At 69.4% G+C, this 20,826-nt stretch carries 22 protein-coding genes; 14 read left to right on the top strand and 8 right to left on the bottom strand.

Annotated elements, in window-relative coordinates:
- The coding region (locus Mterra_RS07905) for a TetR-like C-terminal domain-containing protein (protein WP_218022904.1) at positions 1–368 on the top strand (368 nt) is incomplete at its 5' end.
- A 27-nt stretch (positions 369–395) separates the two neighbouring features.
- Here the strand turns inward: Mterra_RS07905 and Mterra_RS07900 are convergent.
- Positions 396–1,235 carry a DegV family protein gene (locus tag Mterra_RS07900; RefSeq protein ID WP_119314699.1) on the bottom strand — a complete coding sequence of 280 codons (840 nt, stop codon included), beginning with the start codon at positions 1,233–1,235 and terminating at the stop codon, positions 396–398.
- A 110-nt stretch (positions 1,236–1,345) separates the two neighbouring features.
- On the opposite strand from Mterra_RS07900, the gene Mterra_RS07895 reads away from it, so the two are divergent.
- The 4 genes from Mterra_RS07895 to Mterra_RS07880 all read left to right on the top strand — a co-directional run bounded on the left by Mterra_RS07895 (position 1,346) and on the right by Mterra_RS07880 (position 5,379).
- The gene (locus tag Mterra_RS07895; RefSeq protein ID WP_119314698.1) at positions 1,346–1,963 is read left to right on the top strand and encodes a pyroglutamyl-peptidase I; all 618 of its coding nucleotides are present in this window, start codon (positions 1,346–1,348) and stop codon (positions 1,961–1,963) included.
- 113 nt (positions 1,964–2,076) lie between these two features.
- Positions 2,077–3,144 (top strand): glycosyltransferase family 4 protein, encoded by a 1,068-nt coding sequence (locus tag Mterra_RS07890; RefSeq protein ID WP_119314697.1) that lies wholly within the window; start codon positions 2,077–2,079, stop codon positions 3,142–3,144.
- 30 nt (positions 3,145–3,174) lie between these two features.
- Positions 3,175–4,095: a glycosyltransferase family 2 protein gene (locus tag Mterra_RS07885; protein WP_147372595.1), complete on the top strand. Its 921-nt coding sequence runs from the start codon at positions 3,175–3,177 to the stop codon at positions 4,093–4,095.
- An 84-nt stretch (positions 4,096–4,179) separates the two neighbouring features.
- Positions 4,180–5,379: a glycosyltransferase family 4 protein gene (locus Mterra_RS07880; protein WP_119314695.1), complete on the top strand. Its 1,200-nt coding sequence runs from the start codon at positions 4,180–4,182 to the stop codon at positions 5,377–5,379.
- Here the strand turns inward: Mterra_RS07880 and Mterra_RS07875 are convergent.
- Complete coding sequence (locus tag Mterra_RS07875) at positions 5,327–6,013, bottom strand: glycosyltransferase family 2 protein (RefSeq protein ID WP_119314694.1); 687 nt, start codon at positions 6,011–6,013, stop codon at positions 5,327–5,329. The genes Mterra_RS07880 and Mterra_RS07875 overlap by 53 nt on opposite strands.
- A gap of 85 nt (positions 6,014–6,098) precedes the next feature.
- Between Mterra_RS07875 and Mterra_RS07870 the strand changes: the two genes are divergently transcribed.
- Positions 6,099–7,268, top strand: coding sequence for an MFS transporter (locus tag Mterra_RS07870; protein WP_170159595.1), 1,170 nt, complete (start codon positions 6,099–6,101; stop codon positions 7,266–7,268).
- Complete coding sequence (locus tag Mterra_RS07865) at positions 7,244–8,452, top strand: polysaccharide deacetylase family protein (protein WP_119314692.1); 1,209 nt, start codon at positions 7,244–7,246, stop codon at positions 8,450–8,452. The genes Mterra_RS07870 and Mterra_RS07865 overlap by 25 nt, the downstream gene beginning before the upstream one ends.
- Here the strand turns inward: Mterra_RS07865 and mnmC2 are convergent.
- Positions 8,367–9,077, bottom strand: coding sequence for a tRNA (5-methylaminomethyl-2-thiouridine)(34)-methyltransferase MnmC2 (gene mnmC2, locus Mterra_RS07860; RefSeq protein ID WP_119314691.1), 711 nt, complete (start codon positions 9,075–9,077; stop codon positions 8,367–8,369). The genes Mterra_RS07865 and mnmC2 overlap by 86 nt on opposite strands.
- On the bottom strand, positions 9,064–10,491 hold the full coding sequence (locus tag Mterra_RS07855; protein WP_119314690.1) for a pyridoxal phosphate-dependent decarboxylase family protein: 1,428 nt from the start codon (positions 10,489–10,491) through the stop codon (positions 9,064–9,066). Before Mterra_RS07855 ends, mnmC2 begins: the two co-directional genes overlap by 14 nt.
- A gap of 209 nt (positions 10,492–10,700) precedes the next feature.
- On the opposite strand from Mterra_RS07855, the gene gatC reads away from it, so the two are divergent.
- The 3 genes from gatC to Mterra_RS21820 all read left to right on the top strand — a co-directional run bounded on the left by gatC (position 10,701) and on the right by Mterra_RS21820 (position 12,788).
- Positions 10,701–10,988 (top strand): Asp-tRNA(Asn)/Glu-tRNA(Gln) amidotransferase subunit GatC, encoded by a 288-nt coding sequence (gene gatC / locus Mterra_RS07850; RefSeq protein WP_218022903.1) that lies wholly within the window; start codon positions 10,701–10,703, stop codon positions 10,986–10,988.
- Between the two features lie 77 nt (positions 10,989–11,065).
- Complete coding sequence (gene serS / locus Mterra_RS07845) at positions 11,066–12,337, top strand: serine--tRNA ligase (protein WP_119314688.1); 1,272 nt, start codon at positions 11,066–11,068, stop codon at positions 12,335–12,337.
- 220 nt (positions 12,338–12,557) lie between these two features.
- Entirely contained in the window at positions 12,558–12,788 is a 231-nt protein-coding gene (locus Mterra_RS21820; RefSeq protein ID WP_147372594.1) for a hypothetical protein, read from the top strand.
- Positions 12,789–12,806: 18 nt separating this feature from the next.
- On the opposite strand, the gene Mterra_RS07840 is transcribed toward Mterra_RS21820, so the two are convergent.
- The 3 genes from Mterra_RS07840 to glmM all read right to left on the bottom strand — a co-directional run bounded on the left by Mterra_RS07840 (position 12,807) and on the right by glmM (position 15,093).
- Positions 12,807–13,205 (bottom strand): acyl-CoA thioesterase, encoded by a 399-nt coding sequence (locus tag Mterra_RS07840; protein ID WP_119314687.1) that lies wholly within the window; start codon positions 13,203–13,205, stop codon positions 12,807–12,809.
- A gap of 232 nt (positions 13,206–13,437) precedes the next feature.
- The gene (gene rbfA, locus Mterra_RS07835) at positions 13,438–13,719 is read right to left on the bottom strand and encodes a 30S ribosome-binding factor RbfA (RefSeq protein WP_119314686.1); all 282 of its coding nucleotides are present in this window, start codon (positions 13,717–13,719) and stop codon (positions 13,438–13,440) included.
- A gap of 66 nt (positions 13,720–13,785) precedes the next feature.
- Positions 13,786–15,093, bottom strand: coding sequence for a phosphoglucosamine mutase (glmM, locus tag Mterra_RS07830; protein ID WP_119314685.1), 1,308 nt, complete (start codon positions 15,091–15,093; stop codon positions 13,786–13,788).
- A gap of 228 nt (positions 15,094–15,321) precedes the next feature.
- Here glmM and Mterra_RS07825 point away from each other — a divergent pair, with 228 nt between their 5' ends.
- The 4 genes from Mterra_RS07825 (at position 15,322) to Mterra_RS07810 (ending at position 19,204) form a co-directional block, all read left to right on the top strand.
- Positions 15,322–15,798 (top strand): S-layer homology domain-containing protein, encoded by a 477-nt coding sequence (locus Mterra_RS07825; protein WP_119314684.1) that lies wholly within the window; start codon positions 15,322–15,324, stop codon positions 15,796–15,798.
- A 41-nt stretch (positions 15,799–15,839) separates the two neighbouring features.
- Complete coding sequence (locus Mterra_RS07820) at positions 15,840–16,499, top strand: OB-fold-containig protein (RefSeq protein WP_119314683.1); 660 nt, start codon at positions 15,840–15,842, stop codon at positions 16,497–16,499.
- A gap of 118 nt (positions 16,500–16,617) precedes the next feature.
- Positions 16,618–18,420: a flotillin family protein gene (locus Mterra_RS07815; protein WP_119314682.1), complete on the top strand. Its 1,803-nt coding sequence runs from the start codon at positions 16,618–16,620 to the stop codon at positions 18,418–18,420.
- Positions 18,421–18,649: 229 nt separating this feature from the next.
- On the top strand, positions 18,650–19,204 hold the full coding sequence (locus Mterra_RS07810) for a Uma2 family endonuclease (protein ID WP_119314681.1): 555 nt from the start codon (positions 18,650–18,652) through the stop codon (positions 19,202–19,204).
- Here the strand turns inward: Mterra_RS07810 and polA are convergent.
- Positions 19,197–20,826 (bottom strand): DNA polymerase I (gene polA / locus Mterra_RS07805; protein WP_119314680.1); only part of this gene is annotated, 1,630 nt, incomplete at its 5' end. The two genes, Mterra_RS07810 and polA, sit on opposite strands and share 8 nt — an antisense overlap.

Raw genomic sequence — 20,826 nt, 5'->3', positions numbered from 1 at the left:
GTGGGCCGTGTGGGGCATTCGTGGGAAGCGCGCTGAGAGCTTCCCACAGCTCGAGGATTACCCGGTGCAGCAGGGGCAGCCCCGCGCGGGTTGCCCCCAAGCGCGTCCGGCACCTCCAGATCAACCCCTCCCACCCCCTCGTGCGGCGCATCTTCGCGGTGGGCGTGGAGAACATCCTCCGCGTCAGCCCGCCCCGCCCCGGCGCGGCGGTGCCGGCCGACCTCGCCGCCCAGCACCTCATGGCCTCGGTGCTGCGCCTCTTGAAGTGGTGGCTCGAGCAGGGCATGCCCTACCCGCCCGCGCGCATGGGCGAGATCCTCAGCGCCCTGGTGATCGAGCCGGCCCGCCGGCTGGCCTTCGCGCCGTGACCGAGCGGGCCGGCTGGGCGACCGGGCTCAGACCGGGTAGGCGTGGAGGCCCAGCGTGCCCAACCCGGTGTGGGCGGTCACGATGGAGCCCATGCGGATCACGCGGCCCTTGTCGAGCGTCACGCCCGCCTTGTTGATGAGCTCCTTGATCTCCTCGAGCATCTCGGCGGGGGCGTCGGCGTGGGCGACGGTGATCCGCACCCGCCGGCCCTTGAGGGGCTCGAGCAGGTTCTTGACCAGCGTCTGGGCGACCGTGTTCTCCCGCACCGCCCGCACGGTCTTGATCTTGCCCTCCTTCACGGTGAGGATGGGCCGCAGGCCCAGCAGGTCGCCGATGGCCTGCCCGATCTTGGGCAGGCGGCCCCCGCGCACGAGGTGCTCGAGGCTGGCGACGCTGAAGAACATGCTGTCCTCGCGCTGGATGCGGCGCAGCTCGCCCAGGATGGCCTCCTCGTCCCAGCCCATCGCCGCGCACTCGGCCGCGCGGTAGACCAGCGCCGACACGCCGCCCGAGACGGTGCGGCTGTCGAAGACCCGGATGCGCCCCGGCGCGATCTTGTCGGCCGCCTCCCGGGCCCGCTCCACCGTGAGGGAGGTCTCCCCCGAGAGGTGGATCGACAGCAGGCGGTCGAAGTGGCGCAGGTGGCGCTCGTAGACCTCGAGGAAGTCCTCGACCGTGGGGGGCTCGGTGCTGGGGTGGGCCCCCTGGCGGATCTGGCCGTACAGGCCGTCCGGGTCGAGCTCGCGCCAGTCCTTGAAGCGGGTCGAGCCCACCTGCACGTACAGGGGCACCAGCCCCACGCCCAGCTCACGGGCGGCTACCGGGGAGAGATCGCTGGCCGAGTCGGTGATGATGCCTAGCTCCATGAAAAAACCTTCCTCCTCAACTGAGACCTAAACCGCATACTGGACCTGCTCAAAAAGCATCGGTTCGGAGTCTACTACGCCCCGCACCCGGGCGGGCGTAAATTTGTCACATGCCGATCCTGGTCACCGGCTTCGAACCCTTCGGCGGGATGGCCCACAACCCCAGCCAAGCGCTGCTCGAGCGCCTCCCCCCGGCCGTCGGCGGGGTGCCCGTCGCCACCGCCTGCCTCCCGGTGGACTGTGCCCGGGTCGAGGCCCGGCTGCGCGAGCTCTACGCCCGGCACCGGCCCCGCGTGGCGCTGCACCTGGGGCTGGCCGCCAACCGCGCCCAGATCAGCCTCGAGCGCCTGGCGGTCAACCTCCTCGACTTCGACATCCCCGACAACGCCGGCCACCGCGCCGTGGACCAGCCCGTCCGGCCCGGCGGCCCGCTGGCCCTGCCCGCCCGCCTCCCGGTGCGGGCCATCCGGCAGCGGCTGCAGCAGGAGGGGATCCCCGCCCAGCTCTCCCTGAGCGCCGGGGCCTACCTGTGCAACCAGGTGATGTACCTCGCCCTCACCCTCCTCCCCCAGGAGGCGGCCTGCGGCTTCATCCACCTGCCGCCCGACGAGACGCTCGCCTTGCAGCGCGGCGGGGCCTACGTGCCGCTGGCGGCCCAGGCCCGCGCCGTCGTGCTCGCGCTCGAGGCCTGCCTCGCCGGGCAAGGGGTTGAGCCCTCGTCGCCCTGAAAGCGGCTCCCACCAACACCCGCTCGAGTACCGGCGTGTGCCGGGCCGCGCACCGCGGCTTCACCGGGGTCGGCGGGTGTTGGTGGGAAACGCGATGGGATAGACTGGCCCGCGTGACCCGGGTGCTCTTCCTCAGCGACGCCCCTACCATCGGCGGCAGCGAGGTCTACCTGCGCGAGATGCTCCCGCGGCTGCGGGGGCTGGGCCTAGAGCCCGAGGCCGCCCTGCCCGCCCTCGAGGGCAACCGCCCCATCCGCGAGGCGCTCGCCGAGCGCGGCATCGCCGTGCACGCCTACGCCGACCCCGCCGAGATCCCCCTGCGGCACGACCTCTACCTCACCTCCACCTGGTACCCCCACAACGCCCTGCGCCTGTACCGCCTGCTGCCCAAGCCCCCGGTGATGCTGGTCCACGACCAGATCGAGGTCTGGTACCCGCTCGGGCTCCACCGGCTCTACCGGCTGGGCTACCGGAAGCTCCAGGTGCCCAACCTGCAGCGCGCCAGGGCCGTGGTCACCGTCTCGAACTGGGCCGCGCGCTGGCTGAAGGAGGTCCACGGGGTGCGGCCGGAGGTCTACGGCGTGCCCAACGGCGTGGACACCGAGAAGTTCCGGCCCCCGCTGCCGGGCGAGCGCGAGGCCCTGCGGCAGAAGCTGGGCCTCGAGCGCTTCGCCGTGCTGGTCCCCCACCGCATGAGCCCGGAGAAGAACCACGGGCCCGCGCTGCTGGCCGCCCGCCAGACCCCCGAGGTGGACTACCTCTTCGTGGGGGTGGGCGAGCTGATGGGCTACTGGCAGAAGGTCGCCCGTCTCCTGGGGCTGCGCAACGTGCGCTTCCTGGGCCGCCGCATGGACATGCCCGAGCTCTACCGCGCCGCCGACGCCATGCTCCAGCCCACCCTGGGCGAAAACCTCTCGCTGGTGACGCTCGAGGCCATGTCCAGCGGCCTGCCGGTGGTCTCCAGCCCCATCCCCGCCCAGGCCGAGCTCGTCGAGGACGGCGTCAACGGGCGGCTGGTGCCCGCGCGGCCCGGCCCCCTCGCCCGCGCGGTGCGCGAGCTGGCCGCCGACGCGGCCGAGGCCCGGCGCCTGGGGGAGGCAGCGCGCGCGAAGGTCCTCCAGCACCACACCCTCGAGGCCTGCGCCACTGTTCTGGCCCAGATCTTGCGTAAACTGGTCTAGCTGGGATCGACATCCCGCCGAGTGGAAACCATGTCGCAATACCGCATCTGTGCCATTTTGCCGACGCGCAACCGCAAAGCGTTGCTGCAGGAGTGCATCCGAGCGCTCAAGGCCCAAACCCACCCGGTCGCCCACATCATCGTGGTGGACAACGCCAGTACCGACGGCAGCGCCGAACTCGCCGCCCGAGAGGGGGCGGAGGTCGTGCAGTTCGAGCGCAACCTGGGGGGAGCCGCGGGCTTCCACGAGGGGATCAGCCGGGCCTACCGCGGCGGCTACAACTGGGTCTGGATCATGGACGACGACACCATCCCCCAGCCCAACGCCCTGGCCGAGCTGCTCAAGGCCGTGCCCCGCCTCGAGCGCCTGGGCCACCCGCCCGCCGTGCTGGCGAGCCGGGTGCTGTGGCAGGACGGCAGCGTCCACCCCATGAACTGGCCCTGGCCCAACCCCTTCCCCTACCGCCGCTTCCGCGCCGCCCGCCGCATGGGCTACGTGCCGGTGCGCTGGGCCGCTTTCTCCTCGGTGCTCGTAGCCCGCTGGGCCATCCAAAAGTACGGGCTGCCCCACCGCGACTACTTCGTGCGCACCGACGACCTCGAGTACACCGGCCGGATCCTGCGCCGCGAAGCGGGCTACTTAGTCCCCAAGAGCCTCGCGGTGCACAAGACCCCCACCAAGTACACCCCGGCCTCGGCCCACCCCGAGCGCTTCTACTACGAGGTGCGCAACCGCATCTGGGTCATGCGCAGCCGCTCCTTCGGGGTGCTGGGCAAGGCCGCGCTGGGGGCCCACATCATGGGCGGCACGCTGGCCTACCTGGCGAAGAACCGCCCGGCCCTGGGCCTGCGCGTGGTCTGGAAGGGCCTGGTGGACGGCCTGGCGACCGACCCCGACCACCGCACCACGGTCCCGCCGCACTTGTCCGAGCTCGGCCGCTCCGTGGGCTGAGCCGGACGAGGCGGGCGCGGGCGGCTTCGCGCTTTCATGGGCGTTCTACGCTCGGGACGCTTGGATGTGCTATAAACTCCGATAATGCGTCTGTACCGGATCGGTCTGTTCACCGACGTGTACCTGCCCAACCCCAACGGCGTCTCGACGAGCATCTACCTGCTGCTGCGGGAGTTGCGGCGGATGGGCCACGACGCCTGGGTGATGGCCCCCGAAGGCCCCAACGACCCCACCGGCGAGGAGGCGGTGGTGCGTATCCCCAGCGTGGCCTACCCCTTCTTCGAGGGGCAGCGGTTGGCCATGCCCTCCAGCCGCTACCTGCCCACCAAGTTCGAGATCATCCACACCCACACCCCGCTGTTCCTGGGCATGTGGGGCAGTGGCCTGGCCCGGCGGCGCGGCATCCCCCACGTCTCAACCTTCCACACCCACTACGAGAAGTACGCCCATTACATCCCCGGCCTGGCCGTGCTCGACCGCTACACCGGGGTCATCCAGAGCATCTCCCGCGCCTTCTACAACCGCTGCGAGGTGGTGATCGCCCCCACCGAACCGGTGAAGGCGCTGGTGGAGTCGTACGGGGTCGAGCGCCCCATCCGGGTCATCCCCACCGGTGTGGACACCGACATCCTCGAGCAGGCCCCCGAGGTGCCCTCCCCTTGGCCCGAGGGCAAGCGCCGCTTGATCACGGTGGGGCGGCTGGGCAAGGAGAAGAGCTTCGAGGTGGTGATCGAGGCCCTGGCCCTGGTGCGGCAGCACCTCGACGCCTACTTAGTGCACGTGGGCGAGGGCCCCGAGGAGGCCCACCTCAAGGCCTACGCGGCCAAGCTGGGGGTGCTCGAGCACGTGACCTTCGTGGGGGCGGTGCCCTACCGGGCCATCGGGGGCTACTACCGCCACGCCGAGGTGTTCGTCTTCGCCAGCGAGACCGAGACCCAGGGGCTGGTGCTGTGGGAGGCCCAGGCCATGGGCGTGCCGGTGGTGGCGGTGGGGGCCGAGGGCACCTTGCAGGGGGTGGACGAGGGCCGCAGCGGCTACCTGGTGCCCCCCCGCGACGCCGCGCAGATGGCCCGGCGCGCGCTCGAGGTCCTCGCCGACGACGCCCTGCGCCAGCGCCTGAGCCAGGGGGCCCGCAAGTTCGCCGAGGCCCGCAGCGCCCGCCGCATCGCCGAGGACATCGTCGGGCTCTACGACGAGGCCACGGAGATCCAGCAGATCGAGCCCAAGAAGCTCATCTTCCCCTTCCCCCGTCTTCCGCGAAGTAGCCTTCCGTCCTCCCGCTGAGGTTGCGCAGCTGCTGCGCCAGGAAGGGCAACAGGCCCTTCTCGAGCCGGCGGGCGGAGGTGCGCACCATGGCCTCGGGCACGTAGCGCACCCGCCCCCGCTCCTGCAGGGCCAGCCCCAACAGCACGTCCTCGCGCGCGTGCACCGGGGGGTAGCCGCCCGCCTCGAGCGCCACCTCCCGCCGGAAGGCCATGTTGGCCCCGCCCAGGTTGGGCTTGTCCAAAGCCGCCATCAGCCGCAGGAACAGCCGGTAGGCCCACTCCGAGGCCCACTCCTCCCACGGGCGCAGCCCGTAGAAGGCCATGGGGCCGTACAGCGCCACCGCCCCGTCGGCGTGGCGGGCGAGGGCCTCGAGCCACCGCGGCTGCGGCAGCGAGTCGGCGTCGGTGGAGGCCACCCACTCGCCGGTGGCGGCCTCGAGGCCCGCCTGCCGCGCCGCCGCGACCCCCGGGGTGGGGCAGGCGACCACCCGCGCGCCGTGCCGCCGGGCGATCTCGGCGGTGGCGTCGGTGGAGCCGTTGTCCACGACGATGACCTCGTGGGGGGGTAGGGTCTGGCGGGCGAGGGCCTCGAGCGCCCCGCCGATGAAGGCTTCCTCGTTGCGGGCCGGAATCACCACCGAAAAACGCTGCAAATCACGCCTCCGTCACATCGCCCGCGGGAAACGGCTCGGCGCTTCCTCTAGGCAGGCTTTTCCGAACTCCCTTTATACTTTACCCGTGTTCCGGATCTTACCCTGGCGGCAGCGCGGTTTGGGCGCGCTGCTGCGGCTCATGCTCGCGTGGGGGCTGCTCGAGGGCGTCAGAAGCGGCTTCTACGCGGGCTACCTCATTCTTTACGGGCCCAAAGAGCTCGGCCTGAACGCAGCGGTCGTGGGCCTGTCCTTCACCATTCACCTCCTGGCCGACAGCTTCGGCAAGGGGGTCGGGGGGTATTTAGTTCAGCGCTACGGGATCGGCGTGGTGACCATCTTCGGGGCGGGGATGGGGATGCTGGCGCTCTACGGCGCCTCCTCGGTGAAGTCCCCGCTGCTTTTGTTCCTGATCTCGGGGGTGTGGGGCATCTCCCTGGCGAGCATCCTGCCCGGGCTCAAGACCCTGAGCAGCCGCCTGGCCTTCCAGGGCCGCGAGGGCCGGGCCCTGACCCTCACCGACGGGCTCACCGCCCCCTGGGCCGGGATCGGCCTGCTGGGCGTGGGCTTAGTGACCAAGCACAACCCCGACCTGGCCTTCGCCCTGCTGCTGGGCGGCCAGATCGCGGCGGTGCTGCTGGGGATCAGCCTGCTGGGCCTGCCCATCGCCATGCGGCTGCACAAGCAGGAGTACTACCCCTGGCGGCGGCTGCTCATCTTCATCCCCGCGGCCTTCGGCCAGACCTTCGCCCCGGCCATGATCGGCTTCCAGGTTCTGCCTTTCGCCCAGAAGATCGGCCTGGTGCCCTGGCAGCTGGTGGTGCTGATGGTGCTGGGGGGCGGGCTGGTCTTCGCCCTGGTGCCCTTCACCGGCCGCATCGCCGACCGGGTCTCGCCCCGCTGGCTGCTGATCCTGGGCCTGGCGGTCCTGGGCGTCTCGATGTTCTGGCTCGCCTCCAAGCCCGGCTTCAGCGAGATGCTCCTGCTGGCCGTGGTCGCGGGCGTCGGCTTCGCCTGCTTCGTGCCGAGCTGGAACGCGCTGGTGATCCGCATTTTGCCCGAGGCCAACCGCGCGGCGGCCTGGGGCACCATCCTGATGGTGGAAGGGCTGGGCTTCGCCCTAGGGCCCTCCGCCGGCGGGTTCATCACCGCCACGTTCAGCACCGTCTCGGTCACCGCGCGGGTCGGGGGCGCGATCTTCCTGGCGCTGAGCGTCTTCTACCTGATCGTGCTATGGAGGCCTTTCTGGAAACGCTGATCGGGCTCGCCGTACTGGCCTACGCCCTGGCCGAGGTGCTCGGCCGCTGGATGGGGGTGGGGGCGTTGGCCTGGGGCAAGCGCTCCGAGCCCAAAATCGCCCTCACCTTCGACGACGGCCCCGGCGAGCGCACGCCCGAGCTGCTGGCGCTGCTCGAGCGCCACGGCGTCAAGGCCACGATGTTCCTCACCGGCCAGAAGGCCGAGCAGCACCCCGAGCTCGTCGAGGCCATGCGGGCCGCGGGGCACCAGCTCGAGGCCCACGGCTACTGGCACCGGCCCGCGCTGCTGATGGCCCCCTGGACCGAGTGGGCCCACATCGCCCGCAGCCCGGGGCGGCTCTACCGCCCGCCCTGGGGCATCCACTCCCCTTTCACCCGCCCCTTCGCCCGGCTGCAGGGCAAGCAGGTGGCGCTGTGGGACCTCGAGTCGCGCGACTGGCTCGAGCACGACCCCGCCGCCCTGGCCGAGCGGCTGCTGTTCTACGTCAAGGGCGGCTCGGTGATCCTGCTGCACGACGGCCCCGAGCGCACGCTGCGGCTGCTCGAGCTCCTGCTGCCCCGGCTCAAGGAGTACGGCTACGAGCCCGTGCGGCTGGACGAGATGGAGCTACGCCCCCTGGGCCCGCGGCAGGGGCTCGAGCGCGCCCTGCAGGGCAGCGAGGAGCGCTTCGACGTCAAGGCCGAGGTGTACAAGGCCGGCTACCGCTACAACAACGTCCTGCGGCTGCAAAAGCAGAAGTACCACGGCCCCGAGCTGCCGGGCTACCCGCCGGGCACGCCCTGCATGTGGATCCACTTCGAGTCGGCGCGGCTGGCCGCCATGAGCCCCATGCAGGTGCTGCGGGCCTTCCGCGAGACGCTCAAGGAGGCCGCGCGGGTGCTCGAGGCCCAGCCCGACGTGCGCTTCATCTACGGCATGAGCTACCTGGGCGAGGGGGCCAAGGCGCTGGGCTTCGAGATGCACCCCCTGCCCCGCCGCGACGAGCTGTTGTCCAAGCTCACCACCGCCTGGTTCTCCTGGCTCTACCGCGGCGAGCTGCCCAAGCACCTCTTCAGCGACCCCGCCCAGGTCGTCTACATGACCCGCGAGACCCTGCTCAGCCGCTACGGGAGCGCGAAGCCAGCAGCCACGCCTTCTTCCCCACCCCCGGCACCCGCTGGACCGCAAACCCCGCCTGCGTGAGGCCGCGCCGCACCTCCCCGGCCACCGAGTAGGTGCCGAGCAGGGTTCCGGGCATCGCGGCGGCGTAGAGGCGCTCGAGCACCGGCAGGCTCCAGGGCAGGGGGTTGACCTCCGGGCTGAAGGGGTCGAGGTAGATCGCCGTGGCCCAGCGCTCGGGGAAGGTCGCCTCCAGCACGTCCTCGAAGCGCAGCTCCAGGCGGCCCCAGTTGCCCGAGAGCTGCAGGGGCCCGGCGGGGCCGCCGGGTTCGGGCCAGCGCCCCAGCACCTCCGCCCAAACCTCCCGCGCCGCCTCGCCGAGGGGCACCTCCACCGATTCCAGCAGCGCCCGCTCGAGCGGCGCGAACTCGTAGCTGAGGTACTCCAGCTCGACCCCGCGGCTCAGGGTGTTCTCCAGGGTCACGCGGAAGTTGACGCCCAGCCCGAAGCCCACCTCGAGCACCCGCGGCTTGGGGTCGAGGTGGGTGCGGGTGAGCTCGAGGTAGAGCTTGCGGGCCTGGGTGAGCGCCCCGTGCACCGAGCTGTAGGCCTCCTTGAACACCGGGTGCACCAGCGTGACCGAGCCGTCGGCGGTCTGGAGCCGCTCGAAGCCGGCCCCAGGGGAGCGCTCAGGGTCAGGGCCGGGCAAGTTCCACCCTCTCGGCTTCCTGGCGCATCAGGGCCCAAAGCGCCTCGACGTGGCGGCGTTCGGTGAGCTCGGCGCCGACGGACACCCGCACCATCCAGCGGCCCTTGAGGAGAGCAGGGGTCAGGTAGGCCCTGCCGGAGCGGTTGACCCGGTCCACCCAGCCCAGGGTGTGCCGGTCGAGCTCCTCGGGGCTCAGGCCCGCGGGCTCGTGGCGCACGCAGACGGTCTGGAGGGGCACCGGGGCGAGCACCCTCCAGCCGGGGGCCTGGCGCACCTGGGCCTCGAGCCAGCGGGCGTTCTCGAGGTCGCGCCGCAGCCGCGCCTGCAGGCCCTCGACCCCCTCCTCCAGCAGCGCGAACCAGATCTTGAGCGCCCGGAAGCGCCTCCCCAGCGGGATGCCCCAGTCGCGGTAGTTGCGGGCGCTGCCGTCGGCGGCGGTCTGGAGGTAGGAGGGGTTGGTGGACATCACGCGCACCAGGTGCTCGGGGTCGCGCACGTAGTAGAGCGAGCAGTCGAAGGCCGTGCCCAGCCACTTGTGGGGGTTGATCACCACCGAGTCGGCGTGCTCGACGCCCTCCCACATCCAGCGGCACTCAGGCAGGATCATGGCCGAGCCCGCCATCGCCGCGTCCACGTGCAGCCACAGCCCGTGCTTCCGGGCGAGAAGGGCGACGGGGCGCACCGGGTCGAGGGCGGTGCTGGTGGTGGTGCCCACCGCCGCCACCACGGCGCAGGGCCGGCGGCCTTCGGCCAGGTCGCGCTCGATGGCCGCCTCGAGCAGGTCCACGCGCATGGCGTGGGCCTCGTCGGTCTCGATGAGCCGCAGGTTGTCGCGCCCGAAGCCCGCCAGCAGCACCGCCTTGGGCACCGAGCTGTGGGCCTGGTCCGAGACGTAGGCCACCAGCGGCTTCTCCTCGGCCTGGAGGCCCCCTCGAGCCTGCGAGTGGCCGGTGGAGCGCTCCCGCGCCGTGAGCATCGCCACCAGCGTGCCCGTGGAGGCGGTGTCCTGGATCACGCCCTGGAACTCGGGCGGCAGGCCGAACATCTGCCGCAGCCAGTCGTTCATCACCTCCTCGAGCTCGGTGAGCGCGGGGGCCGCCTGCCAGGAGAGCCCGATCTGACCGAGCCCCGTCGCCACGATGTCGGCCAGGACCGAGTGCAGCGGCGCGTTGGAGGGGAAGTAGCCGAAGAAGTTGGGGCTCTGCCAGCCCATCAGGCCGGGGACCAGCTTCTCCAGCTGCTGGGGGATGCCCTGAAGCCCCACCCCCTGCCGCGGCGGCGTCTGCGGGAGCTGCGAGCGCAGGAAGCCCGGCTCGACCTGCGCCATCACCGGCAATTCCTCGACCCGCTCGCGGTATTCGGCGATCCAGTCGATGAGCCGGTAGCCGATGCGTTTGAATTCCTCGGGGGACATGGGGATATGCTAACGCTTGCCGGGTGGGCTACGCCGAACGCTGGATGCGGAATGCTGATAGCGGATAGCCGGGTGCGGGTCGTGCGTCGTACGTCGTACGTCCTACGTCGTACGCAAGACGCAATACGCCTTGGCCCTCGGCCCTCGACTCGACCCTCGACTTCCCCCGTCCCTTGACCCCCGCCCCTCGAGCCAAGACAATGCAATGCATGGAGATCACGCCCGAGCTGATCCGCCATCTCGAGCACCTCGCCCGCCTCGAGCTCTCCGCCGAGGAGGAAGCCCGCATGGCCGGGGATCTCAAGAGCGTCTTCGACTTCTTCGAGAAATTGGGCGAACTCGACACCGAGGGCCTGCCCGAGCTCGCCCGCCCGGTGGAGCTGAGCAACGTGCTGCGCGACGACGAACCCGGCGCGGTCCTGTCGCAGGAGGAAGCACTCTCCGTGGCCGTCGAGGCCAAGGACGGCTTTTTCGTCGTGCCGAGAATGATCGAGTAATGCCGTACGCCGTACGTCCTACGCATCCGTTATCCTCTTTGGCGTACGACGTACGACGTAGAACGTAGGACGCCTCCATGCTTGACATCAAGTTCATCCGCGAAAACCCCGACCTCGTGCGCAAGGCCCTCGAGCACAAGGGCGGCACGCTCGACCTCGACGAACTCCTGGCCCTCGACCGCGAGATCTCCGACCTCAAGCGAAGAACCGAGTCCCTCCAGGCCGAGCGCAACGCCAACGCCAAGGCCGCCGCCAAGGCCACGCCCGAGGAACGCGCCGCGCTCATCGAGAAGGGCAAGCAGATCGCCCAGCAGCTCGCCGACCTCGAGCCCCAGCTCCGCGACCTCGAGGCCCGCCTCAAAAAGCTGCTCTACCTCACCCCTACGATCCCCTGGGAGGGCGCGCCCGTCGGCCCCGACGACTCCTTCAACGTCGAGACCCGCGTCCACGGCAAGCCCCGCACCTTCCTCTTCGAGCCCCTCGACCACGTCGAGCTGATCAACCGCAACGGCTGGGGCGAGCTCGAGCGCATCTCCAAGGTCTCCGGCTCGCGCTCCTACGCCCTCAAGGGCGACCTGATGGTCTACGAGCAGGCCCTGCTGCGCTTCGCCCTCGACCAGCTCGTCGCCAGCGGCTTCACCCCCGTCAGCGTGCCGGCCTACGCCCGCGAGGAGGTGTTCTACGGGCACGGCCAGTTCCCCACCGCCCGCGACCAGGTCTACAAGGTCGAGGGCGACGACATGTACCTCGCCGGGACCGCCGAGGTGCTGCTGAACTACCTCCACGCTGGCGAGATCCTCCCCGAGGCCGAACTGCCCAAGGCCTACGTGGGCGTCTCGGCCTGCTTCCGCAGCGAGGCCGGCTCGGCGGGCAAGGACGTGCGCGGGCTCATGAGGGTCCACCAGTTCAACAAGGTCGAGCAGTACGTGCTGTGCAAGGCCGACCTCGAGGAGTCGGGCCGCTGGTTCGACCTCATGCTCGCCAACTCCGAGCGCATCCTGCAGGCCCTCGAGCTGCCCTACCGGGTGCTCGAGGTCAGCACCGGCGACATGGGCCTGGGCAAGTACCGGCAGGTAGACCTCGAGACCTGGGTCCCCAGCGAGAACCGCTACCGCGAGACCCACTCCTGCTCGGCGCTGCTGGACTGGCAAGCTCGCCGCGCAAATCTGCGCTACCGCGGCGAGGACGGCAAGGTGCGCTACGCCTACACCCTCAACAACACCGCCCTCGCCACCCCCCGCATCCTGGTGATGCTGCTGGAGAACCACCAGAACGAGGACGGCACCGTCACCGTACCCGAGGCCCTGCGCCCCTACTTCGGCAAGGAGCGGCTTGAACCGACCCGTTGAATCGAAGCTTGGCCCTAACGCCTACTTACTGGGATTCCTATGTATCTCAGCAGCTTGCCTTATATCCCTACCAATATTCCTTTCCCGTCCGATTGCTGAGATTGGATGGCCTATCTGGGCTTATCTCGCCGTTACTCTGGGGTCTGCCAGGTATTTCTTCACCTCGAAGGTAGAGATACACGAACACCAGGTCCGGGTTCGGGGCTATTGGGGTTGGCGTGTGGTCGCCTACACCCAGATCCAGCGCATTCAAGAGATGGCCTCCCCTGGAAGGGAGGCGTTGATGTATCTGTTTACAGAGCCAACAATGATTCTTCACCTGAAGAATTCACCGTTTGGGGTGGTCATCCCCTTATACCTCTACTCGAATAGCCAGGAAGTACGTCGAGCCATCGAACATCGCATGATGGCGCATCATGCAAGACCATTTACCGATCAGCAAAAGGCTTAGCATTTCCTTACTCGGCATTTACGGCAAATGGCCCTCGAGCCGCCCCAGAATCTCCGGCGGGATGCGGGTGGCCCGCCCCTCCCGGCTCTGGCAGAGGTGGCGGCTGTAGCCCTCGGCCAATAGGGTTTCGCCGCGCCAAACGCGGTAGTCGTAGCGCAGGGCCCTCGAGGAGAGCTCGCTCAGGCGCGCCTCGACCTCTACGGTGTCACCGAAGCGGGCGGGGACGCGGTACTTGAGGTTGACCTCAACCACGGCGAAGGCCAGGCCCTGGGCCTCGATCTCGGTGTAGGGGAGGCCCAGGCGCTCGAGCCACTCCACGCGGGCGAGCTCGAGCCAGGGGATGTAACGGGAGTGGTGCACCACGCCCATGGCGTCGGTCTCGGCGTAGCGCACCTTGACGGGAACGCGGATCGTCACGGGCCCTATCTTAATACCGGATTCAAAAAGATAATCACCCGAACCAAAGAGACCCGGAGGCTATCTTTTCGAGTCCTAGAGCCCACCCCTCCCTGACGGTCGGCGAAGAAAGCGTATCCCTTCCAAGGGGCGGTATCGCCCTCCGCTACGCGGATAACTTCGGTCGGCCGCCCCGCCAAGGCGGGGCGGCGTCACCGAACGGTGACGAACGGACCGAATCGGGTATTACGGTTCAGACCGCCTCGACGAAGCGCAGGCGGGGGATGCGGCGCAGCTTCATGCGCTGGGCGAGCTCGTCCTGCAGGAAGCTGTGGGCGTGGTTGAGGATGTTCACGGTGTCGGCGGTGCGCTCGAGGGCGCTGACGTACACCACCGCCGAGGCGTTGTCGGGCGAGAGGTCCACGCGCTCGATGCCGACGAACATCGGCAAGCGGGGGTCGTGCAGCTCGTCGTGGATGATCTCGGCGAGCAGGCGGGCGGCTTGTTGCTCGAGGCGTTGCTTGCTGATGCTCATGGCGAAGTCCTGGGGTATCCCCCGAGCGGGGAGACTCCCAAGTATGCCCCACCGGCTCGCGGGCTTTCAAGCCTGGTCGAGCTGCTGCACCAGTTGCACCATCTCGGCCGAGACGCCCTCGATCAGCTCGGCCGGCCCCTCGACCATCACGCGCACCAGCGGCTCGGTGCCCGAGGGGCGCACGTTGATGCGGCCCTGCCCCGCCAGCCGGGCCTCGGCCTGGGTGATGGCCGCGTGCAGCTCGGGCTTTTGCATCAGGGCGTGCTTGTCGCGCACCCGCACGTTCTTGAGGAGCTGGGGGAACATGGGCAGCGCGTCGTGCCACTCCACGAGGTCGCGGCCCGACTCGAGCATGGCCGAGAGGGTGAGCACGGCGGTGAGCATGCCGTCGCCGGTGGGGGCGTGGTCGAGGAAGAGCACGTGGCCGCTCTGCTCGCCGCCCAGGGTCAGGCTGCTGGCCTTGAGCTTCTCGTAGACGTAGCGGTCGCCCACGGCGGTGCGGTAGAAGGTGATGCCCGCCTCGCGCAGCTTGACCTCCAGGCCCATGTTGCTCATCAGGGTGCCCACCACGCCAGGCTCGCGCCGCACGAGGGCGTTGAGGTAGAGCATGTGGTCGCCGTGGAACTCGCGCCCCTTCCGGTCAACGAGGATGGCGCGGTCGCCGTCGCCGTCGAAGGCCACGCCGAGGTCGTAGCCCATCTCGACCACCTGGGCCTTGAGAAATTCGGGGTGGGTCGAGCCGCAGCCGTTGTTGATGTTGCGCCCGTCGGGGGTGTTGAACATCACGAAGACCTCCGCCCCCAAGCGCTGGAAGAGGCGGTGGGCCAGGCGGTAGGTGGCCCCGTTGGCGGTGTCGAGCACGATCTTGAGGCCCTCGAGGCTGCGGCCCTTGGAGGCGAGGAAGTCGAGGTACATGCGCTCGGCCTCGCTGAAGTCGGCCACGGTGCCGATGCCGTCGGTCTTGAGGTCTTGCTCCAAAAGCTTCTCGATCTCGAGCTCCACCTCGTCGGGCAGCTTGTCGCCTTGGGCGCTGAAGAACTTGATCCCGTTGTCCTGGTAGGGGTTGTGGCTGGCCGAGATCATCACCCCGGCGGTCGCCCCGAGCTGCTTGGTCAGGTAGGCCACGCCCGGCGTGGGCAGCACCCCCAGGTGCTCGACCCGCACGCCCTGCGACATCAGCCCGGCGGCCAAAGCGGCCTCGAGCAGGTCGCACGACTGCCGGGTGTCCTTGCCCAGCAGCACGACCGGCCGGCGGCCCTGAGACTTGAAGTACGCACCGGCCGCCTGGCCGAGCTTGAGGACGAATTCGGGCGTCAGGGGCGGCTCACCGGCCACGCCGCGCACGCCATCGGTGCCGAAGTATTTGCGACTCACGGCGAATAGTCTAACGGGGAATGTCGATAGCGGATAGCCGATAGCCGGGTGCGGGTCGTACGTCGTATGTCCTACGCAAGACGCAAAACGCTAAAGGCATGTCCTATGTCCTACGTCGTACGCAAGACGCAAAGCACAAAACACCTTGGCCCTCGACGAACCACGGGCCACGGGCCCAATGTGCTCCGGACGGCCCACGACTGCCCGGCTTCGCGGCATCCTGTAGGCATGCGCTGGTTGCTGGCGGGTTTGGCGGTCCTGGGGTTGGCGGGGGCGCAGCAGGCCCCGCGGGGCGGTTTCGTGGACGTGCCGCCTTGCCACTGGGCGGCGGAGGCGGTGCGGGCGCTGGCGGCGAAGGAGTTGGTCCAGGGGAGCCCGGCGGGCTCGAGGGAACTCGTGGAGAACGCCCTGCGGCAGGTGTTCGAGGGGCTCAAGTGCGGCGACTTGGGGTGGAGCCTCGAGTTCCTCGAGGGCGCCCCTCCCGGCTTCGCGACCGGCGCCGTGGGGAAGATCGACGGGTTCGAGCTGCGGGGGCTGCAAACCCGCGTCAGCGGGGGCGAGGCCACGGTCAGCTTCCAGGTGGTCATCTCGGAAGGGGGCAGCGTTTACACGAGCCGGGGCACGGCCCGGCTCGTGCCGGGTCCGGGCGGCTGGCGCGTGGTTTACAGCAGCTTAGCGGCGCTCGGCCTGCCCTACTTCAGGTAGCGTCGCGCCGGCTCGTAGCTTTTGGGATAAATTATGAACAGGTGAACCCCTTGAGCGAGCTGCTGAACTGGTGGAACTTCGTCTTCGCCCTGCCCCTGGCGGTGGGGCTGCTGCTGAGCCTGGGAGTGGTGCTGATGGGCGCCCACGGCGATCACGCCCACGACGGCGACCCCGGCCACGGCGACCATCCCGACCCCGGCGACCACGGCCACGGCTCGCCTTCGGGCGACCTGGCAGGCTTCTTCGGCTTCGGGCGCGGGGTCTCCCTCTCCCTGCTGCTGCCGATGCTGATGGCGACCTGGGGGCTGGTGGGGTTGGTCAGCAACAACGGGCTCTCGAGCCTCCTGCCGCCCGCGCTGTTCTTCCCCGTCTCGGCCCTGCTGGGCCTGCTGGGCGCTGCCCTGGTGGGGCAGGGCCTGGCCCGGCTGGTGGGCCGCCTCTTCGCCAGCCGCAAGAGCGCCATCCAGACCGGCGACCTGGTGGGCATGTGGGGCCGCGCGGCGTTCCGCGTCACGGCCACGGGCGGGGCGGCCAACGTGCGCGACCGCTTCGGCAACATCCACCGGGTGGTCTGCCAGACCCTGCCGGGGGAGCCCGAGCTCGAGGCGGGCCGCGAGATCCTGGTGCTCGACTACGACAAGGAGCGCGGGGTCTACCTCGTGCAGGCCCACCCCTTCCCGCAGGAAGCCAGGCCCAACTGACCCGTCCGCACGCGGGAACGCTTAGAATGGCCTCCGTACCACAGCCAAAGCCTTCCCGCTCGGTTGCCAAGCGGCCGCAAGCCCTATAGGATGCGCTGGTATCGGAGGTGATTCCAAAATGGTAGTGGCGTTTGTCGTGGTGTCTATCGCCCTCATCGGCCTGTCGCTCTTCGGCCCCTCGTACGTGCCCAACTGGTCGGCGCTCAACAGCGCGGTGAGCGGGGTGCTGGGGCTGGTGGTGCTGCTGGTGGGGCTGCTGGCCTGGATGATCCAGCGCTTCTACATCAAGCCCTCGGCCAACCTCGCCTACGTGATGACCGGCTTCGGCGGGCGGCGGGTGATGATCGACCGCGGCGGCTTCTTCTTCCCCATCATCCAGCGCTACGTGCCGGTGAGCCTCGAGACCATGAAGCTCGAGGTCGAGCGCAAGGGCCCCGACGCGCTCATCACCAAGGACAACCTCCGCCTCGACGTCAAGGCCGAGTTCTACATCAAGGTGTTGCCCAACGAGACCGACGTCCTCAACGCCTCGCGCTCGCTGGGCGAGAAGTCGGTGACGCCGCAGGCGGTGTCGGAGCTGGTGTTCGAGAAGCTGGTCTCGGCGCTGCGCAGCGTGGCCGCCACACAGGACCTCGTGGAGATCCACGCCCAGCGCGACGTGTTCGCCACCTCCGTGCAGCAGCTCGTGCGCAGCGACCTCGAGCAGAACGGGCTCACGCTCGAGTCGGTGACCATCTCCCGCCTCGACCAGACCTCCCAGGACCTCCTCTCCGACTCCAACATCTTCGACGCGCAGGGCAAGCGCAAGATCACCGAGATCACCCAGGCCGCCCTCGTCGAGCGCAACCGCCTCGAGCAGGAGGCGCGGCGGGCCATCACGCTCAAGAACGTCGAGACCCAGCAGGAGATCCTGGGCCTCGAGCGCACCCAGGCCCAGGCCGAAGCCGCCCAGCAGGCCGAGATCGCCAAGGTCACGGCCGAGAAGAAGCGCGAGGCCGACATCTACCGCATCGAGCAGGAGCGCCTGACCCGCGAGGCCGAGATCGTGCAGGAGCAGTCGGTCAAGACCGCCGCCATCGAGCGCGACAAGCTGCTGCTCTTGAAGGAGCAGGAGCGCCAGACCACCGACGTCGAGCGCGAGAAGGCCGTAGCCCTGGCCGAGCGCGAGCGGGAGATCGCCGTCACCGAGGCCGAGCGGCGGCGGGCCGAGGCCGAGAAGGCCGCCCTCGAGGCCCAGGCCGAGCGCGAGAAGGCCAACCAGTCGGTGATCACCGTGCAGCAGCTCGCCGAGGCCGAGCGCGAGGCCCAGACCCGGCTCATCACCGCCAAGCAGGCCATCGAGCAGGACCGCATCCGCAAGCAGACCGAGGCCGAGGTGGCCGCCTTCGCCGAGGTGCGCAAGGCCGAAGCCGCCAAGACGGCGGCGCAGCTCGAGGCCGAGGCCGCCATCACCCGCGCCAAGGCCGAAGCCGAGGCCCAGGAGCTCATCGCCAAGGGCCAAACTGCCAACAAGATGGTGGACGTGGACGTCGAGCGCGAGCGCGTCAGCGTGGAGCAGGCCCGGGTCAACGTCGAGCGCCAGGCCCTGGAGAACAAGCAGACCTACAGCCAGGCCGCGCTCGAGTTCGAGCTGCAAAAGCTCAAGGTCGAGGCCCTGCGCGACGTGCAGGCCGAGCTCGCCCGCTCCATCGGCCAGTTCATGAGCAAGGGCAACATGAACATCTACGGCGACCCCGCCACCCTCGCCAAGATGACCGAGCAGTACACCAAGGGCTTGGGCGTGGGCAACTTCCTCGACGGCATCAGCACCGGCTCCAACGGCCAGTCCACCGAGCTCATCCAGCAGATCCTCGAGCTCGTGCAGGGGCTGGCGAACAAGGGCGGGCTCAGCACCGAAAAGAACCCGCCGTCAAACAATTAGAGGCGGGGGCTTTCAGCTTTCAGCCGTCAGCTTGTGGCTCGCGGTTCACCCCTCCCGGCCGGCGGGGAGGGTTTATCCCCCCAGCCCCCCTTGTTAAGGGGGGTAAACAAAGGGCGTCTTGCGTTTTGCATCTTGCGTTCGGCGTACGACCCGCGCCCCGCGTCCGGCTATCGGCGTTCAGCGCTCGGCATTCGACGTCGGGCACGTGCGGATACCTATACTGAAACCCATGGGTGCTGCAAGCCAACCCCGGCGGATGTCCCTCGAGGAATACTTCGCCTTCGAGCGAAAGAGCCGTCGCAAGCATGAATTCGTCAACGGCGCCGTCTACGCGATGGCCGGGGGGAGCCTCACCCACAACCGCATCGCGCTGAACATCGCCGGGGCGCTGAACGGGGCGGCTCGAGGCAGCGGCTGCCAGGTGTTCATCGCCGACGTCAAGCTCAAGATCGGGGATGAGCGGGTGTACTACCCCGACGTGAGGGTCACCTGTGACCCTTCCGACAACAACGAGCTTTACGTGACTCGTCCGTGCGTTCTGGTCGAGGTTCTCTCCCCCACCACCCAGCGCGCCGACCGTACCGAGAAGCTCGAGAAGCACCTCGAAATCCCCGGCCTCAGGCTGTACGCCATGGTCAGCCCGTACCGGCGTCAGGTCGAGGCCTACGAGCGCGCGAACGATCGGTGGGGGTTCAGGACGCTGAACGAGGGCGGCAGCCTCGAGATCCCCTGCCTGGCCGCCAGCCTCTCGCTCGATGAGGTTTACCAGGGCATCGCTATTTAGCCTCGAGCCAGTTCGACCCGGTCCCCGTGCCCACCTCCAGCGGCACCTCGAACTCCCAGGCCGTGCGCATGACCTCGCGGGCCAGCTCGGCCACCTCCTGGGCGCGGTCTTCGGGGGTTTCGATCACCAGCTCGTCGTGGACCTGGAGCACCAGGTGGGCGCCGAGGGGCTCGAGCCTGGGCCCCAGCTTGACCATGGCGAGCTTCATCAGGTCGGCGGCGGTGCCCTGCACGGGCATGTTGAAGGCCATGCGCTCGGCGGCCTGGCGCACCGCGGGCACCTTGGCCGAGAGCTCGGGCACGAAGCGCTTGCGGCCGAACAGGGTTTCCACGTAGCCGCGCTCGCGGGCCTCGGTAAGGGTCTTGTCGATCCAGGCCTGCACCTTGGGGTAGGCGGCGAAGTAGCGCTCGATGAAGCTGCTGGCCTCGGCGTAGGGGATGGCGAGCTCGTTGGAGAGCCGGTGAGCGCTCATCCCGTAGAGGATGCCGAAGTTGATGGTTTTCGCGGCCCGGCGCCGGTAGGAGTCCACGGTCTCGGGGGCGATGCCGAACATCCAGGCGGCGGTCTGGGTGTGGATGTCGCGGCCCTCGAGGAACACCTGCTTTAAGTTCTCGTCGCCGGAGAGGTGGGCCAGCAGGCGCAGCTCGATCTGGGAGTAGTCGGCGGCGACGAGGCAGAAGCCGGGGCGGGCGACGAAGGCCTTGCGGATCTTCCGGCCGACCTCGGTGCGCACCGGGATGTTCTGCAGGTTGGGGTCGGAGCTCGACAGCCGCCCGGTGGCGGTGACGGTCTGGTTGAAGCGGGTGTGCAGCCGCCCGGTCTTGGGGTGGATGAGCTTGGGCAGCGGGTCGAGGTAGGTGCCCTTGAGCTTGGAGAGCTCGCGGTACTGGAGGATCTTCTCGACGACGGGGTGGAGGGAGCGCATCTCCTCGAGCACGCTCGCGGCGGTGGAGCGCTTGCCGGTGGTGGTCTTCTTGCCCGCGCCCCCGGCCTGCAGCTTGAGCTCGTCGTAGAGGATGGCCTCGAGCTGGTCGCGCGAGTTGACGTTGAAGGGGCGCCCGGCCAGGCGGTGCACCTCGGCCTCGAGGTAGCCCACCTCCTTGCCCAGCTCCTCGGAGAGTTCCTGGAGGTAGGGCACGTCCAGGGCCACGCCCTGCGCCTCCATGCGGGCGAGGATGCCCGAGAGCGGCTGCTCGACCTCGCGGTAGAGCCACCACAGGCGCTCGTCCTTGGCGGTGCGGCGCTTCAGGGCCTCCCACAGGCTCTGGGCGGCCAGGGCCCGCTGGGCGGGGTCGGCGCTCCAGTCGCCCGCGCCGTAGCGGCGCACGGTCCCGGCGGGCTCGCTGTTGGCGGGGTCGTAGAGGTAGGCCAGCAGCATGGGGTCGTCGCCGGGGGGCACCCAGTAGCCCTCGCGCAGCAGCAGCACGCTGAGGTCCTTGGCCTCGAGGCCGTCGAGGCGGCCCAGGGCTTGCAGGTCGGCGAGCTTGCTGAACCCCTTGTAGACCGTGTCGTCCTTGGCGGCGGCCAGGCCGGTGAGCTCGGCCCACATCGGCTGGGCGCGGTCGAGGGTGAAGCCCAGGAAGGCCCCCTCGGGCGGGGGCCAGGGGGCCTCGGTGGTGGGG

Origin of the sequence: Calidithermus terrae, from assembly GCF_003574345.1 — a bacterium.
In the GTDB taxonomy this organism is placed as follows: domain Bacteria; phylum Deinococcota; class Deinococci; order Deinococcales; family Thermaceae; genus Calidithermus; species Calidithermus chliarophilus.
This window is presented reverse-complemented; position numbering and strand designations above follow the sequence as displayed.